Source organism: Burkholderia sp. WSM2232 (genome assembly GCF_000472545.1).
Lineage (GTDB): Bacteria > Pseudomonadota > Gammaproteobacteria > Burkholderiales > Burkholderiaceae > Paraburkholderia.
The window spans coordinates 202,572-220,153 of record NZ_AWZV01000010.1 but is presented as its reverse complement, the minus strand read 5'-3'; the positions used below and the strand labels follow the sequence as shown (position 1 = coordinate 220,153).

13 protein-coding genes are annotated in these 17,582 nt (G+C 63.6%); 11 read left to right on the top strand and 2 right to left on the bottom strand.

The genetic code is table 11. The annotated features are described in order from the left end of the window. The first annotated feature begins 158 nt into the window (after positions 1-158). The 10 genes from F757_RS0111085 (at position 159) to F757_RS0111040 (ending at position 13,953) form a co-directional block, all read left to right on the top strand. Positions 159-407, top strand: a complete 249-nt coding sequence (locus tag F757_RS0111085; RefSeq protein WP_027211446.1) for an acyl carrier protein — start codon at positions 159-161, stop codon at positions 405-407. Further along, entirely contained in the window at positions 404-1,660 is a 1,257-nt protein-coding gene (locus F757_RS0111080) for an acyl-CoA dehydrogenase family protein (RefSeq protein ID WP_027211445.1), read from the top strand. The genes F757_RS0111085 and F757_RS0111080 overlap by 4 nt, the downstream gene beginning before the upstream one ends. Further along, positions 1,660-2,715, top strand: coding sequence for an amino acid--[acyl-carrier-protein] ligase (locus F757_RS0111075; protein ID WP_027211444.1), 1,056 nt, complete (start codon positions 1,660-1,662; stop codon positions 2,713-2,715). The genes F757_RS0111080 and F757_RS0111075 overlap by 1 nt, the downstream gene beginning before the upstream one ends. Further along, entirely contained in the window at positions 2,712-3,845 is a 1,134-nt protein-coding gene (locus F757_RS0111070; RefSeq protein WP_027211443.1) for a DUF1839 family protein, read from the top strand. Before F757_RS0111075 ends, F757_RS0111070 begins: the two co-directional genes overlap by 4 nt. After that, the gene (locus tag F757_RS0111065) at positions 3,842-6,523 is read left to right on the top strand and encodes a glycosyl hydrolase 2 galactose-binding domain-containing protein (protein WP_035466643.1); all 2,682 of its coding nucleotides are present in this window, start codon (positions 3,842-3,844) and stop codon (positions 6,521-6,523) included. Before F757_RS0111070 ends, F757_RS0111065 begins: the two co-directional genes overlap by 4 nt. A gap of 627 nt (positions 6,524-7,150) precedes the next feature. After that, positions 7,151-7,885 (top strand): Crp/Fnr family transcriptional regulator, encoded by a 735-nt coding sequence (locus tag F757_RS0111060; RefSeq protein ID WP_006048767.1) that lies wholly within the window; start codon positions 7,151-7,153, stop codon positions 7,883-7,885. 36 nt (positions 7,886-7,921) lie between these two features. Further along, a complete protein-coding gene (locus F757_RS0111055) occupies positions 7,922-9,319 on the top strand; it encodes an undecaprenyl-phosphate glucose phosphotransferase (RefSeq protein WP_027211441.1) in 1,398 nt (465 codons plus the stop codon). A gap of 2 nt (positions 9,320-9,321) precedes the next feature. Next, on the top strand, positions 9,322-10,275 hold the full coding sequence (locus F757_RS0111050) for a glycosyltransferase family 2 protein (protein WP_027211440.1): 954 nt from the start codon (positions 9,322-9,324) through the stop codon (positions 10,273-10,275). Between the two features lie 37 nt (positions 10,276-10,312). Continuing rightward, positions 10,313-11,518 carry a polysaccharide biosynthesis/export family protein gene (locus tag F757_RS0111045; RefSeq protein WP_027211439.1) on the top strand — a complete coding sequence of 402 codons (1,206 nt, stop codon included), beginning with the start codon at positions 10,313-10,315 and terminating at the stop codon, positions 11,516-11,518. Between the two features lie 23 nt (positions 11,519-11,541). Further along, positions 11,542-13,953: a polysaccharide biosynthesis tyrosine autokinase gene (locus F757_RS0111040; protein WP_027211438.1), complete on the top strand. Its 2,412-nt coding sequence runs from the start codon at positions 11,542-11,544 to the stop codon at positions 13,951-13,953. 164 nt (positions 13,954-14,117) lie between these two features. Here the strand turns inward: F757_RS0111040 and F757_RS0111035 are convergent, their stop codons facing one another. After that, a complete protein-coding gene (locus F757_RS0111035) occupies positions 14,118-14,540 on the bottom strand; it encodes a helix-turn-helix domain-containing protein (protein WP_027211437.1) in 423 nt (140 codons plus the stop codon). 306 nt (positions 14,541-14,846) lie between these two features. Then, a complete protein-coding gene (locus F757_RS0111030; protein ID WP_027211436.1) occupies positions 14,847-16,064 on the bottom strand; it encodes a glycosyltransferase family 4 protein in 1,218 nt (405 codons plus the stop codon). 170 nt (positions 16,065-16,234) lie between these two features. On the opposite strand from F757_RS0111030, the gene F757_RS0111025 reads away from it, so the two are divergent. Further along, positions 16,235-17,554 (top strand): glycosyltransferase family 4 protein, encoded by a 1,320-nt coding sequence (locus F757_RS0111025; protein ID WP_027211435.1) that lies wholly within the window; start codon positions 16,235-16,237, stop codon positions 17,552-17,554. Positions 17,555-17,582 lie beyond the last annotated feature (28 nt).

The window sequence follows — 17,582 nt, the reverse complement described above, 5'->3', positions numbered from 1 at the left end:
TACGGCTGTTTTCCGTGCGCCATCGCACTGACGCTGGACTTTGACGATTCTTAAATACGAGGCACCGGCAACACGTCGCGTCGCGCGCCTAACGTGCCCATGCATTCGCCTCATCGGCGAATTTCACGAGACCATTGCACAACAGAGGGACAATCATCATGAAGACCGCCTTGCGACGCATTCTTTCGGAATCCGCCCGCCTCGATGTCGCGCCGGAAAGCCTCGCCGACGACGCGGACCTGTATGCCGCCGGTCTCTCGTCGCTCGCCACCGTGCATCTGATGCTCGCCATAGAAGACGAATTCGGCGTCGAAATTCCGGATCGCATGCTCACGCGGCGGCTCTTCTCTAGCATCGATTCGATGGCGGCCGCGGTTACCGAACTGCAACAGGCGAGAGCAGCATGAACGCCCCGCTAGTCGATCCGGCCGCAGCGGCGGCATTACCGGCATCCGCGGCATTGACCGCCATAGAGCCCGAGCCGGGTTGGCGCGCGGCAGCGCAACGTTGTGCCGCGATTGCCGCGCAGTTTGCCGACGCCGTGGACAGCGACGCGCGCTTTCCCACCGAAGCGTTCGAAGCGCTCAAGCGCGAGCGCCTGCTCTCGGCGATGGTTCCCACCGCATTCGGCGGCGCGGGGCTTTCTCTCGCGGAGGTCGGCGCGATTTGCGAAACGCTTGCGCAAGGTTGCGCGTCCACGGCGATGATTTATGCAATGCACCAGATCCAGGTTGCCTGTATCGACGAGCATGGCAGTAGCTCGCCGTGGCACCGGCAGTTGCTCGCGCAACTATCGGAGCATCAGTGGCTCTTCGCGTCGGCAACGTCTGAAGAAACGATTGGCGGCAACCTGCGCACGAGCGCCTGCGCAGTCGAACTCGACGGCGAGCGTTTTCGCATCGAAAAACTTGCCCCGACTATTTCGTATGGCGCACACGCGGACGTGATTCTGGTGACTGCACGCCGCACCGCGCAGTCGGCCGCCGCCGACCAGGTGCTGATCGTCGCGTTACGCGAAGCAACGCTGCTCGAAAAACGCGGCGCATGGGATGCGATGGGCATGCGCGGCACCTGCAGCGAGGGCTTCAGGCTCGTGGCAACAGGTCTTGCCGCGCAGATCCTGCCCACGCCCTTCGCGCAGATTGCCGACCAGACCATGCTGCCGGTATCGCACACACTGTGGGCCTCCGTATGGACGGGCGTCGCGGCCGACGCGGTGAATCGCGCGAAGGCGTTTTTCCGTGCCCAGGCGCGCGCGAAGCCTGGCTCCGTTCCGCCGGCCGGCATGCGCCTCGCGCAAGCCGTCGGTCTGCTGCAAATGATGCAGGCTCGGCTTCAGGTTGCGCTCGACGCGGCACGCGCTGCGCATGCCGCGCGCCTGAGCGAATCGCAGGCCGACGCACCGCTTGCTGCCATGCTCGGCTTCGCGTCCGACATGAATACGCTCAAGACCAGTATCTCCACGACTGCGCTCGAAGTCGTTCATGAAGTGCTGATGATCTGCGGCATGGCCGGCTACAAGAACGCCACACCGTACAGCGTGGGCCGACATTTGCGCGACCTGTATTCCGCACCGCTCATGATCAACAACGACCGCATCGCACAGAACACTGCGAGCCTGCTGCTCGCGCAGCGTCCGGCAGCGCCGGGGAGAGCCTGATGAATACGATGACCGATACCGCCGCGCTCAAGCCCGCCTCTGCCGATCAACCGCCCGCACCAGGCTTTCGCGACGAGCTGCTTGCAGCGGGCCTGCTTATCGACACCGGTGAGAACGGCCTGTACGGCCGCAGCCAGATCTTTGAAGAGGTGGTGGAACGGCTCAACGCGGCCCTCACGCATCTCGGCGCCGATCAGGAACCCGAAGTATTGCGCTTTCCGCCGGCCATGCGCCGCACAGACTTCGAAGACAGCGAGTATCTGAAAAGCTTCCCCGACCTCGCGGGCACTATTCACGCGTTTTGCGGCAATGAGCTTGGCCACCAGCGCCTCTTGCGAGCGCTCGACGACGCCATCAGCGAGAGCGACGACGAGCGCAGCGACGCATGGATGGCGCAGCAGAAACCGACGCGCGTCGTGCTCACACCCGCGGCGTGCTATCCGGTTTATCCGGTGATGGCGCGGCGCGGTGCGTTGCCGGTCAACGGACGCACCATCGACGTGCTGTCGTATTGCTATCGCCACGAACCGTCGCTCGACCCCGCGCGCATGCAGATGTTCCGCCAGCGCGAATATGTGCGGCTCGGCAATCCGCAACAGGTAATGGCCTTCCGCCAGATGTGGATCGACCGCGGCTCGCTGCTCGTTTCGCTATTGCAATTGCCCGTCGAAGTGGATCTCGCCAACGATCCGTTCTTCGGCCGCGGCGGCAAGATCATCGCCGACAGCCAGCGCTCGCAGGCTCTCAAGTTCGAACTGCTGATTCCGGTCGCCAATCCCGGCAGCAAGACCGCGTGCCTGTCGTTCAACTATCACATGGATCACTTCGGCGGCATCTGGAAGATTGTCTGCGACGACGGCAGCGTGGCTCATACCGGCTGTGTCGGCTTTGGCATGGAGCGCCTCACGCTCGCGCTGTTTCGCCACCACGGCCTCGACGTGCACGCATGGCCCGACGAAGTACGCGCTTTGCTATGGGGAGAAACGCAAGCGCGCGTAGCACAGGGCCTCGCGCAGATGCACGCGCGCGCAGCGGCAGCAGGAGACGGCGCATGAATTCGTCGCGGGAGCCGCTGGCCAAGGGTACGTTGCACTCGTTGGACATCTCGGGCGCATTGCAGTTGCCGCGCCGCGATGCGTTAGCGACTGGAAGCGGGACCGCGTCCTCGCGGACCGCGGCGTTTCGCACCACACAGTCGCAAGCACAGCCACAAACACAGCCACAAACATGGCCACGTCAGCACGAACCGCATCTGCTGCATCAGGGCGAGCGCGTCTGGCAGGAAACCAATTGCTATGTCGACCTGTGGATCGAATTGCTGCACGGCTTCGGTCTCGATCCGCGCGCCGCGCTTGGCTTTACTGTTACTCAGGACTTCGAGGGCGATCAGTTCACGTTCTTCAAGTTTCCGCTCGAGGACCTCGAACGGCTCTACGGCACGCAGGTCCAGGAACTGGCTATCTACGACTCGCTCGAGGAACGCGTGCTCGCGCAGACGTTGCGCGGCCACACCGTGCTCGTCGAGGTAGACGGCTACTACCTGCCGAATACGCGCGCCACATCGTATCGGCGCGAGCATCCGAAGACCACGGTGGGCATCGACTTTATCGATCCGCAGACGCGCCGTCTCGGCTACTTCCACAACACCGGCTATCACACGCTAGAGGGCGAGGACTACGACGGCGTCTTTCGCAAGCTGCCGCAATTCGCGCAGCAACCGGACTTGCTGTTCCCCTACGTGGAATTCGCCAAGCAGGCGCGGCCCGCGCTAGAGGGCATGGCGCTCGCCGAAGCATCGGCCGAATTGTTGTGCGCACATCTAGGCCGCCGCCCTTTGACCAACCCCATCGCGCAATGGCGTGCCGCGTTTCCCGGGCATCTCGACACATTGATCGAGCGCGGCGAAGCGTTTTTCCATCCATACTCGTTCAACCTGATGCGGCAGCTTGGCGCTAATTTCGAGTTTCTCTCGAAGTATCTGCTGTGGCTCGGCGAACAAGGCTTCGCAATTCCAGCGACGATTCCCGCCGCTGCGCAACGTATCGCGTCTGAATCGATGGTGATGCAGTTCCGGCTCGTGCGGGCCATCGCACGCGGGCGCCGCGATCTTTGCGACGACTGTTTCGACGTGCTCGAAAGCGCTTACGAAGAAACACTGCCGCCACTCGCCGCGCTCGTGTCATGACGCAGGCACCCCGAGTTGCGGGGGCTCTTCAGGAACTCGCCGTGGATGCACTGACCAGAGCACCGGCGCCTGCCCCCGATGAGCAGGGAGCCGCGCTCGTCGCCGCGGCCGACGCCCCGTCAGCAAATGACGAGGCGCACGCACTCGCGTTCGAAAACATCTGGCCGCAACGCCTCGACACCGGCTGGGAATGCGTGAGCACACCGGGCGGCGCATGCGCGTCGCCGGATGACTTGCCGGCGGACGGCTGGCTCGCCGCGCAGGTGCCCGGTACTGTCGCAAGCGCGCGCCGCGCGGCGGGTCTCTTCGACGTCACGCATCCTACGCCGCTCGCCTTCGACGATCACTGGTATCGTCTGACGTTGCACGGCACTGGCAGGCGCCGCTTGCGCATGCATGGGCTGGCAACCCTAGCCGAGGTGTGGGTGGACGGCATCCAGCGGCTGAACTCCGACTCGATGTTCGTCGCGCACAGCCTCGATATCGAGTTGAACGGCAGTGCGTCGCTCGTCATCTGTTTTCGCTCTCTCGCGCCGGCATTGGCGGCAAAACGCTCACGCGCACGCTGGCGGCCACGCCTGGTTACGCCGCCGACACTGCGCAATGTGCGCACCACCCTGCTCGGGCACATGCCGGGCTGGTGTCCCGCAGTGCACGCCGTCGGACCGTGGCGGCCCGTGGAGCTGCTGAGCGACGCGCGTTGCGCTATCGACAGCGTGGACCTCACGAGCACCTTGGAGCGCGACGACGGCATTGTTTCGCTCACGCTACATTTCGTTCATCCACAGGATGTCGCCACAGTTGACGCCTCGCTTGGCTGCGGCAGCCATGTTTCAGCTCTGCAATGGATCGATGCATACACACTGACCGGCACCGTCCGCGTACCGCAGGTGCAGCGCTGGTGGCCTCATACGCATGGAACACCGACTCTATACCCGCTCACGTTGCACCTCGATGACAGCGGCGCAAACGCATGGCCGCTCGGCTCGATCGGCTTTCGTCAGATCGAAGTGGAACGCGGCGCGCAAGGCACGGACTTCGTGCTGCGTGTCAACGGCGTGCCGGTGTTCTGCCGCGGCGCATGCTGGACTAGTGCCGATCTCGTCACGCTCGCCGGCAGCGAAGCGCAACTGCGGCACACGTTCGAACTCGCCCGCGATGCAGGCATGAACATGCTGCGGGTGGGCGGCACCATGGTGTACGAGTCGCAGACGTTCTACGAGTTAGCCGACGAATATGGACTGCTCATCTGGCAGGACTTCGCACTGGCGAATTTCGACTATCCGGACGACGCGGCCTTCCGTGCGTCGATAGAGGCCGAAGCCACGCAGTTCCTTCGCCGCACGCGCCGGCACGTTTCGCTTGCCGTGCTGTGCGGTGGCAGCGAGGCCACGCAGCAAGCCGCGATGTACGGTCTGCCGCCCTCGATGCGCGCGCAACCAGTATTCGACGAACAATTGCCCGCCCTCGTCGCGCGCGAACGACCGGACGTGCCGTATGTCGGCAACTCGCCGTCTGTCGGCGCGTGGCCGTTTTCCACTAATGAGGGCATCACTCACTACTATGGCGTAGGCGCCTACCAGCGTCCGCTCGACGACGCGCGCCGCTCGCAGGTGCGCTTTGCCGCCGAGTGCCTCGCCTTTGCGAACGTGCCTGACGACGCAACGTTGCACGAGGCGTTGGGTACGATCCATCCGCACGATCCGCGCTGGAAAGCCGCCGTGCCGCGCGATCCCGGCGCCGGCTGGGATTTCGACGACGTGCGCGACCACTATCTTCGGACGCTCTATGATGTCGACCCGGCACGCCTGCGATACGAAGATCCCGAGCGCTACCTGACCTTGTCCCGTGCGCTCGTCGCGGAAGTGATGGCCGAAGTGTTCGCCGAATGGCGCAGCGCCGGATCGGGTTGCGGCGGCGGACTCATCTGGCAGTTGCAGGATTTGCGGCCCGGAGCAGGCTGGGGGCTGATAGACGCCACAGGAAGGCCTAAAAGCGCCCTGCACGGCCTCGCACGCACACTGCAACCCATTCAGGTGCTCTTCACCGACGAAGGCCTCAACGGGCTCGATATCCACCTGATCAATGAGCGTGCCGACACCGTGCATGCGCAACTGGAACTCGTGTGCCTGCGCGAGGGCTGCGTGAAGGTTGCGTCGGCTACCCGTGCAGTGCAGCTCGCACCGCGTTCGGCCCAGCGCATTGCTGCCGCCGCGTGCCTCGACCAGTTCTTCGATTTCACCTACGCCTACCGTTTCGGCCCGCGCGCGCACGACGTGTCGATCGCGACGCTGCGCGACGCGGCGAGCGGGCGGATCGTTTCCGAAACGTTTCATCTGCCGGACAGGCGCATCAGCGCGCCCGGCGATCCCGGCCTGACGGTCGCCGTGCAACGCGCCGGCGACGGCTGGCAACTGGTCGTCGAGGCGAAACGCTTTGCGCGCTTCGTTCATATCATTGACCGGCACTATCGCGCGGCGCACGACTGGTTCCACCTCGCGCCCAACCGTCCCTGCATCGTGCCGCTAGTGCCGCTCGTTCCGCGCGCGCCCCTGGCATCCCAAAGCGTGAACGTTGCGCATGCATCCAAAGCGGCATTTAAAGCTGATGCAACATATGGCGCGCCCGCCGGCGAAATCCGCGCGCTCAATGCGGCGGCCCCCACGTTCTACGGATAAACCTCGGTTCGGCGAGCCGCGCCTTCGCAACCCGCGTGAAACCTCGCGCTGCGCGAACGGATCTGTCGGGAAAGCTCCACCACTGTCGTTTCTTTTGCGACTCCCAAAACCCGTCAATGGCCCAACGTACGGCAACCCACGCAGCGAGGTGAACACATCTGAATCAATTCCGGCACATCCCGGACACCACGTGTCAACGTGCCTTTGAAGAGCGGGACAACCCTGGCGGCGACTTCGCAAAACGGTTGCCAGTCGTTGCGAAGTCAATAGCATCAAGCACTTGGCTCGAACAAAAACATCTCTACCGGCCTCACCCCAGCGAATGGCCGATGTACAGAATTGAAACAAAAAGGCCTCTACGGACCGGTGAATCGACTCTGGCGTCGTCGCTGCGTCGCACCAGTCAGGCGTTTGCCCCGGGTTGGCATAGTCCTCGCTAATAGGAGAAGGCAACATCGCGGCGCCGTGAGGAGCAACCAGAACGGCGGCGACGCATCAGGCCAATACGGGGCCGATTCTGTTCACCCTCTGCTGTGTGCCACGCAGCGCACGCGTCAATCGAAGGGTGTGCGGATCGGATCAAAAACAGGAAGACGCGCGCCGCGCGGCTTCACGCGAGGACCGATCATGTTGACACTTCAATCAGACCTGCACGGTAACCATTTGCTCGGTGCATTGCCGTCTCACGAATGGCAGGCGCTGGCTCCCCACCTGGAACTGGTTCATCTGCGCACGGAGCAGTTGCTCTGCGACTCAGGCCAACGCATCCATCATGTGTACTTCCCGACCACCGCGATCATCTCGATGCTGTCGACAATGGAAGACGGCAGCTCCGTCGAAATCGCCGCCGTTGGCCGCGAAGGCATGACCGGCGTGCCCGTTCTCACGGGCGGCGAGACCATGCCGAATCGCGTACAGGTGCAATGCGCCGGGTTCGCCTACCGGATGAGCGCGCAGGCGCTGAAGCAGCAATTCGCCCGCTCCGATTTTCTGCGCCGTCTGATGCTGCTCTACATGCACGCCCTTCTCACACAAGTCGCGCAAACGGCTGCATGCAACCGCCATCACGCACTGAACAAGCAACTGTGCCGGTGGCTTCTGATCGAGGTGGACCGCGTCGCGTCCAACGACCTGACCGTGACGCAACAACTGATCGCCGACATGCTCGGCGTGCGCCGCGAGGGTATTACCGAGGCAGCCGGCAAGCTGCACGACGAAGGCCTGATTCACCATAGCCGCGGACACATCAAGGTGCTCGACCGCAAGGGGCTCGAAGCGCGCGCATGCGAATGCTACGGCCTCGTGAAGCGCGAATTCGACCGCCTTCTGCCACGTCTGCGCCAGGCCGAGACCGTCGAATAAAACACGGCACGATTGGACCACCTCGCAGAGTCAAAAATGTTCAGGAATACTGCGCGATGCCTCGACGCACTCTTCGTGATTGCGGGAGGCCTGCTCGCCCACTGGATGCGCTTTTCGACGCTCGCGGCGTTGCCGGACACGGAACGCCTGCTGATCGCGTTTAACTGCGTGCTGGTGCTGCTGATGTTTCCCGGCTTCGGCGTATACGAAACCTGGCGCGGCAAGGCCCTGAGCGCAATGCTTGCGCGAGTCGGCGCGGCGTGGCTCGCGGTGGCTGCGGCCGCCTTGCTGCTCGCGTTCACGCTGCATCGCATGGACGCGGTGTCACGCCTGTGGTTCGCCTACTCGACGCTGATTTCGGGAACACTCATCGTGGCAACCAAGTGCGCGGTGCACGTCGCATTGCGCAGCGTGCGTCGGCGCGGCCTGAATTTGCGCACCGTCGCGATTGTCGGCGCACCCGGTTTTGCACGCACGCTGCTCGCGCATCTCCAGCATGCGCCGCAGGCCGGTTTCAAGCCGGTGTGCGTACTGGATACGAGCGTGGACAGCAGTGGCGAGCGGGTTGCCGGATACGGCGCGCGGCTTAACCGCCTGCCTGTGCTGACCGATCCGGATGCCTTCGCCGCGAAGGTGCGCGACGAGCGTGTGAACGAGGTCTGGCTCGCGCTGCCGCTTTCCGAAGAACGTACGATCTATCGCTTCCAGCGCATGTTCCGGCATGACTTCGTGAATCTGCGTTTTATTCCCGACGTACGCAGCCTTTCGCTGTTTGACCATTCGCTCGTCGACGTGGTCGGTTTGCCCACGCTGAACCTGAGCACGCCGTCGCTATCGCCGCCGCAGATGTGGCCAAAGCTGATGTTCGACCGGCTCTTCGCTGCGGCTGCGTTGATTGCGCTCGCGCCGGTGTTCGTCGCGCTCGCGGCGGGCATCAAGCTCACCTCGCCGGGTCCGGTGTTCTTTCGCCAGATCCGCAAGGGTGTAGACGGTGCCCCCTTTTCCATCTACAAGTTCCGCTCGATGACCGTGCATCACGAAGCGCACGGCCAACTCACGCAGGCCTCGCGAAACGACGCGCGCGTGACGAAGCTCGGCGCCTTCATGCGCCGCACGAGTCTCGACGAACTGCCGCAGTTTCTGAACGTGCTGCTCGGGCAGATGTCGGTGGTGGGTCCGCGTCCGCATGCGCTCGAGCATGACGACCTGTACAAGGATCAGGTGTACGGCTACATGCACCGCTACCGCATCAAGCCCGGCATTACCGGCTGGGCCCAGGTGAACGGCTATCGTGGCGCGACCGCCAAGGTCGAAAAAATGGAAACGCGCGTGAAGTTCGATCTCTTCTACATTCACAACTGGTCGTTCTGGTTCGACATGAAGATCGTGTTCGTCACGATCTTCAAGGGCTTTGTCGGCCGCAACGCATTCTGATCATGCCGCTACGGACACCGCTCGTGAAAGTCTCCGTGATCGTGCCGACGTACCGCCGGACCGCCGATCTCGCGCGTTGTCTGGCGGCGCTCGACGCGCAGGAGCGCCGGCCCGACGAGGTGATCGTGGTCGCGCGTCACGACGATTACGCGACGCTCGACTGGCTGCGCACGCGCGAGGCCACGCGCCCCGATCCGCGGCGTGCCGTCGTGCTGGTGCATAAGCCAGGCGTCGTGGCCGCGTACAACCTCGGCATAGAAAGCGCATGCGGCGACGTGCTCTGCTTCACCGACGACGACGCCGCGCCGCATCCGGACTGGGTCGCGCGCATCGCACGCGCATTCCAGAGCGATGCGTGCCTCGGCGGTCTCGGCGGGCGCGACATCGTGCATGAACGCAACGGCATTCTGCAAGGACAGAAGCCGTGCGTCGGCATCGTGCGGTGGTATGGCCGCACGATCGGCAATCATCATATCGGCCATGGGCAGGCACGCGAGGTCCACGTGCTCAAGGGTGTGAACATGGCGTTCCGTCGCGAAGCAATCGGCCCGCTGCGTTTCGACGCGCGCCTGCGTGGCAGCGGCGCGCAGGTTCACTGCGAAATGGGCTTCAGTCTCGACGTGCACCGACGCGGCTGGACGCTGATCTACGATCCGGCCCTGCTCGTCGAGCACTTTCCCTCGCAGCGGGGCGACGAAGATCAGCGCTTTACATTCAACGACACGGCGTTTTACAACGCGTCGTTCAATCTCCGACTCATCATGTGCGAACACCTGAGCCCACCGGGCCGATGGGCGTTCGTCGCTTACTCGACGCTGATCGGCGATCGCGCGGACCCGGGGTTTCTGCGCGCATTGTCGCTGGCATTCGAGCGCGGCGGACTGGCGCTTGCGCTTCGCAAATGGCGAGTGGGTTTACGCGCAATGCGCGGGGCATGGCAGGAAGCGGCGCGCTGACCAACGACGCACCGGCTACACGCGAAGGGACCACAAAATGACTATCAGAACAATCGCTGCGGGGTTCGCGGCTGCATCGCTATGCGCGTGCACGCTCGCGCCCGGACCTTACCTTGACACAAAACGGCTCGAGCCGGCTGCGCCGCCCGAGCAGACCGCCGAAAAGTTTCCGGTGCACGCGATCGACGTGGGTTATTTCCGCCAGCAACGCGCGGCCGCCGTGCCCGCCGTCTGTCCGCTCACTTGCCTCACGCCGCAAACCCGCGGCCTCTATGAATACCGGCTCGGCATCGGCGATCAGTTGAGCATCATCGTCTGGGACCATCCGGAACTGACGGGCGGCATGGGCATGGCCGGCAGCACGCCGCCGCTGCCTGCCACGGCCGGTGCGAGCGGGGTGACACCCTCGCCCGGCCCCACGCAGACCCAGGGCGCAACGCCGATTGGACCAACCGCGATGGGTAGCGGCGAAGGCGGCCTGACGGTGCGCGTTGCGAACAACGGCACGATCTTCTTTCCGCGCGTGGGCCGCATCAAGGTGCAAGGCATGACCGCGCAGGAAGTGCAGGCCGCATTGACTAAGGGCCTTTCCCGCACGATTCGCGACCCGCAGCTCGACGTGCGGGTGTCGGGCTTCAATAGTCAGTCCGTGCAGGTCACGGGCAATCTGCGCACGCCCGCTTCCGAGGCGATCACCGATGCGCCGCTGACCGTGCTGGATGCGATCAATCGCGCGGGCGGCGCATTGCCCGATGCGGACCTGCAGAACGTGGGGGTGACGCGCGACGGCAAACGCTACACCGTGGACGTGGCCGCGCTCCTCGAAACCGGCGACCCGCAACAGAACGTGTTGCTGAAGGACGGCGACATTATCGACGTGCCGGACCGGTCGAACAGCCGCGTCTTCGTGCTGGGCGAAGTGAACAAGCCGACCTCGCTGCCGATGAACCGCGGCCGTCTCACGCTCGCCGACGCGCTCACCGGCGCGGGCAGCCTCGACGTCAAAACCGGCGATCCGCGCTACGTGTATGTGGTGCGCGGCGCCGACAAGACGCTCACCCCCGACGTGTATCAACTCGACATGACCCAGGTGGACGCGTTGATGCTGATGACCAAGTTCGATCTGCAACCGAAGGACGTGGTGTACGTGCAGGTGTCGAATGCGGCACGCTTTAATCGCGCACTCGAACAGATCACGCCGACTCTGCAGTCGCTCTTTTACACCGTCCAGTTGTCCAGATAAATCGCCCGCCACGGAGTATCGACATGAGTACGTATGACATGCTGGACCATGGTCCGGCGCCGGACGGCGACGAGGATGCGGTCATGCGCGACCTTCTGCGCATGGTGACGGAGCAGATCTGGTGGGTGATCGGCATTGCCGGCAGTGTGATTCTCACCGCCGTGATCTACACGAAAATCGCCACGCCGGTCTATTCCGCCGACGCGCTGTTGCAAGTCGACGCGCAGAGCAACGGCAACAGCGCGCAAGGCCAGAAACTGCTGTCGTTGATGCCAAGCGTAGGCCCCATGCGCACCGAAGCCGAGATCGAAATCATCAAGAGCCGCGCCGTGGTGGAGCCGGTTGTCGAGCAATTCAAGCTGAATTTCAGCGCGTCGGCGAACACGGTGCCGGTGCTCGGCAAGATTTCCGCATTGTTCGCGCGCCCCGGCCACCCGTTTGGCGCACCGTTCGGTCTGAACGAATACGCTTGGGGCGGCGAGCAGTTCGAAGTGGGATCGATCAGCGTGCCTAAGGCGCTGGAAGGCGCACAACTGACGCTGCGCGCGCTGGATAACGGACATTACGTACTGACGGATGCACTCGGCGCCCCGCTGCTTGACGGCGTGGCTGGGCAAGAAGCGAAAGGCCATGACATCACGCTACTGGTGAAAAAACTGGTGGCCCGCCCCGGCACCGAATTCCATGTCACGCGTTTCAATCAGCTGGATGCCGTGTCGGCCCTCTCCACTTCGTTGCAGGTCAGCGAAAAGGGCCGCGATACCGGTGTCGTGCAATTGTCGTATTCGGGTACGGACGCCCACGCAATCACCGCCATCACCAATGCGGTGGCCGCGTCGTACCTGAAGCAGCGCACGGAACGCGCACAGGAAGAAGCGAGCCACATGCTCGACTTCCTCAATAGCGAAGTGCCCCGCTTGCGCGCAGAAGTAAAGAAGACGGAGACCGCGCTCTCCGAGTATCAATCGAAAGTCGGCTCGTTCCAGCCGACTCAGGAGGCAGGCGTGTACCTCGCGGGCGGCCTCGATTACGAAAAGCAGATTGCGGCGCTGCGCATTCAGCGCGCGCAACTGCTGCGCCGCTTCACCGAGGAAAGCCCTGAAGTACAGCAGGTCGATTCGCAACTGGCCGCCATGGCGCGCGAAAAGGCCCGTTTCGAAGATCACTTCACGACGTTGCCGAGTTCGGAGCGCAACGCACTGGCATTGCAACGCGATGCGAAAGTCGCCGAGGAAATTTACGTTGCGTTGCTCAATAAGATTCAGGAGCTGTCTATTTCGCGGGCGGGCACGATCGGCAACGTGCACATCATCGACGAAGCGCTGCTGCCCTCGCGACCGGTGCGGCCGAAATCCGCGCTGATCATTTCGGCAGGCACGCTGCTCGGCGTGATTGCCGGCATTCTGTTCGCGTTTTGCAGACGCAGGTTCTTTACCGGCGTGGCCGATCCGGAATTCGTCGAACGACGCTTTCAGTTGCCGATTTTCGGCGCGATCACGTTCAGTGCGGAACAGGCGCGCAACGACCGGCAATTGAGCGCCACGCGTAGCGCCGCATTGCGCGCGCCCCGCTCACGGCCGAGCGAGATTCATGACACGGCGGCCTCGCCGGGTCACCTTGCGCGGCTACTGCCTTTTCGGGAACGTGGCGGCGCAAGCGCGGATCATGCCGACAGCGAGCCCGTCGGCACGCAGACCGTGATTGCATCGGACAAGGCACCTGTGCGTCCGCTGCTCGTGAAAACCCATCCGTACGATAGGACCGTCGAAGGTTTGCGCGGTTTGCGCGCCACGTTGCAATTCGGCCTGATCGATGCGCCGAACCGCATTGTTGCGATAACGAGCCCCGCACCGTCGGACGGCAAGAGCTTTCTGAGCGCGAACCTCGCGGCGTTGATCGCGGAATCTGGCAAGCGCGTGCTGCTGATCGACGCGGATTTGCGGCGCGGGCGGCTTGCGCAATATCTGGGCCGTTCGCCTGAAGGCGGCCTGACTGAGCTGCTAACCGGTCAGGTCGATCTGCAAACGGCGGCTCGCGCGACGGGCGTAGCGGGCCTGCACTTCATCGCGGCGGGCACGTATCCGCCGAATCCGTCGGAGATTCTCACGTCGTCGCGCTTCAGCGAAATCCTCGCGCGCTTCGAACAGCAATTCGATCTGATCATTGTCGATACCCCGCCGCTGCTCGCGGTCGCGGACGCGGCGGTGGTGGCGAATCTCGCTGGCTCGACCGTGCTGGTGATGCGTGCGGGGGCGCACACCGAAGGCCATCTCGCGGAAGCGCTGAAGAAGTTGCGCCGCGCCCGCGCGCGCGTGGTGGGCGGCGTCATGAACGCGGTGCCGGTGAAAAGCCACAATAAAAACGGTACTTACGACTACGCCTATGCGTACACGTACACGACCGGGGGCTCCGACGAGACGTCGAGGCGAGGCTGACGCCAATTACAGGCGGCAGACAATCAGGGGTTGCGCCCAGATAGGCGCAGCCCCTTTTTTATTGATGTGCGGCTTCGTTGTAGTCCGGATAAAGTTGAAGACGCAACGAACGCGGCGCCAGCGGCACGAAAGCCGCCGGCGCCGCAAGCAGAACCGGTACTGTTCTACAGAAACGCGCTGACGTCGGTCTGGAAACGCTGGGCCAGGGCTTTTGCCACCTTCTTGCTGATCGAGCGGCGGCCCGCGAGAATATCGCTCACCACCGTGGGCGATGCGATGCCCATCAGGTCCTTCTGCTTGAGCCCGTGCGTTTCAAGCAGATGCCGCAAGACTTCGCGCGGCTCTGCCTTGGGCAACGTCACGTTCTGCGCTTTCCAGCTGCGAATCAGGTCGGACACGATCGCATGAAGATCGGCGAGCGGATCGTCCTGCTTGCCGTTCAGATGGTCGGCCAGAGCACTGGCCACCTCCATCATCGTCTGGTAGTCCTGCTCGCTGCGGATAGGCGTAATGGGCAACAGGGCCTGTAGCGCGGCCCAGCTTTGAGCGACGTCGGGAAACGATCCCGGAAAGCGATCTGCATTCATGAGTTTAGATTCTTCCTCGTCCAAAGGTCGTGTTTTCTGTGCGCCATTGCATGGCGAACGGATCAACGACTGCCTGTTTTAATGAATCGCTGCGGCGCTCCGTCACCGTTATCGTTACTGTGCTGGTTACGGTGCTGGTTACGGTTTACCGCCTGCGTCGAATACGTATTGCGAAGCGGCGCGTGAGGCACGCTGCCGCCGTCCCCCGGCGGCCGATCGGGCTGCGATGCCCGAACGGCTTGTTGATGGTGCTGCCCTGCTGAAACGAAAGGACCGCCGAGCCGCGAAGCGCCCATACGCTTCGGCTCAGCGTCCCCAACTGCTTTGCGACGCTGGCTCGGTCGGCCATCCGACCGGTTCGGTCGCGGGGTCGGCGTCGAGCCGTGCAGTGGCCGCCGACTCGCCGCGCGCGCCGACCGCGGCGATGGTGCGTGTGACCTCGGCCATGAAAGCCCGACGGAACACCGCCGCCGAAAACCGCTCGGCGTTTGCACGGCACGCGGCCGGCGTAATCTGCTCACGCTGGCGCTCGAACCGGTCGATGGCATCCAGCATCGACACAACAGTTTGCCGTCCGAAATAAACGCCCGTTGGGTGCACTTCGCCGACCGGCACTACGGTTTCGAGCGCGCCGCCCTTGCCGAACGCGATAACCGGCGTACCGCACGCCTGGGCTTCGAGCGCGACAATGCCGAAGTCTTCTTCGGCAGCGAAGACGAACGCTCTTGCGCGCTGCAAATAGTCCTTGAGAACGCCGACCGGCTGATAGCCGAGTATCGTCACATTAGGCCCCGCCTTCTCACGGATCGCGGCCATCTCCGGTCCATCGCCGATCACGATCAGCCTGCGGTGCGGCGTCGCGCTAAACGTCTCGACAATCAGATCAATGCGCTTATACGGCACCATTCGCGACGCGGTCAGATAGAAGTCCTCCTTGCGCGTGCAGAGTTCGAACTCGTGTACGTCCACTGGCGGCGGAATCACAGCCGCTTCGCGCCGGTACGTTTTCATCATGCGCCGCGCGACAAATTGCGAGTTCGCGATCAGCCGGTCGACGCTGTTCGCCGAATGCGAATCCCAGCCGCGCAGGTAATGCAGCAGCAGGCGCACGAGCCAGGATCTGGGCCCCCGCGTCAGACCCGCTTCACGCAGATATTGATGCTGGAGGTCCCACGCGTAACGCATCGGCGAATGCACGTAGCTCACATGCGTTTGATCAGGACCGACCAGCACGCCCTTGGCGACCGCATATGAACTGGTGATGATCAGATCGTAGCCAGCCAGATCGAATTGTTCGACCGCGAGTGGCATCAAGGGCAAGTACGCACGATAGCGGCGCCGCGCGAGGGGCAGGTGTTGAATGAAAGAGGTGGTGACGGGCTTGCCATGCAACGGCCGGCGGTCTTCGAGAAAGTCCACGAGGCTGAACAGGTCCGCGTCGGGGAAGCATTCGATCATCTGCTCGAGTACCTTCTCCGCGCCGCCAGGTGCGACCAGCCAGTCGTGCACGATCGCAACTTTCATGATCTCCCTGTCCTCGGTCAACGCCTCCTGGGCTTAGCAACGAGTGTATGTGGCGCATCGTTTGCTGTGCGTGCGCGTGCCCACATTCGACGCGCGACAGGGCGCGAATAATTGATTCATTGCGCATTCGCCCCTTTGCGAATGCTTAAAACCAATTACTTCGCCTTCCTATGCGCTCCTCGCTCGACGCTTCGCCACTCGCTAACTCGTTGCCGCTCGTTGCACCGGCGCTTCTTGACTCGCCTGCCACGCCACCTGGCGCGAGCATAGGCGCACCCGCTGCCACGCATGCGCGCGCATTGCCGCGCGTGCTGTTCGTCGATCAGAGCGGCCAGCTCGGCGGGGCCGAATTTGCGCTGCTGCAATTGGCAGAACATTACCCATTGCAGATGGAAGTGGTGTTGCTGGCCGATGGCCCGTTTCGCCCGCGTTTAGAAGCGCTCGGCGCGCGCGTGCAGATCGTCAACGACGCAAGCGTGTCGGGCATTGCGCGGCAAGCTTCGGCGACGAACTGCCTGCGCGTGCTGCCGGGCATCGTCAGGCAGGTTCGTGCAATTGCGGCGCGTGCGCGAGCCTTCGACATACTCTTCGTCAACACGCAGAAAGCGCTCGTGCTCGGTGCGCTCGGCAAGCTGCTGCATCGCAAGCCCGTGGTCTGGTATCAGCATGACATTCTCACGCGCGAACACTTCGGACGTGTGCAACTGACTGTCGTCAAATGGGCGGTGCGCCTCGCAGTGGATCAGGTGATCGTCAATTCGCGCGCGTCGGCGAGATCGCTGACGGCGCTAACGGGTCTCGCGGCCGACACGGTGCCGGTGGTCTACAACGGCATCGACGCGAGCGCGTTCAAGCGCGTGGACGGCACCAACATCGGCTCGCTCAGACAGCGTCTCGGCTTGCCCGAGCACGCGTGGCTCGCCGGTCTCTTCGGCCGCCTCGCGCCCTGGAAAGGTCAGCACATTGCGCTCGATGCATTGACGCGTCTGCCCGACGCGCACCTTGTCCTCGTGGGCGCGCCGCTATTCGGCGAAGAGGCGTATGCGCAGCGCCTGCGCGACGAGGCAAGCGCGCGGGGCATTGCGGAACGCGTGCATTTCGCGGGCTTTCAGGACGACATACCCGCGTGGATGAAGGCAATGGATGTGATATTGCACACGTCGACGGAACCCGAGCCATTCGGACGCGTGATAGTCGAAGGCATGGCGGCGGGCCGCCCGGTGATCGCCGCGGCTGCGGGCGGCGTACCGGAGATCGTGCGCCATGGACGCAACGGCTGGCTCGTCGAGCCCGGCGACGCGGCAGCGCTTGCCGCCGCGATCGGCGTCTTGCGCCGCGACCCGGCGCTTGCGCAACGTCTCGCGCAACAGGCGCTGCTCGACGCGCAAGCGGAGTTCTCGGTCGAGCAATACTTGCAACGGATGATGGATGCGCTCAGCACGGCGATGCAGCAGCGCGATGGTGAGCCTGATCCGCGCTCGAGCGTTTGATACGATTTGCCGCGCTCGCAGACAATGC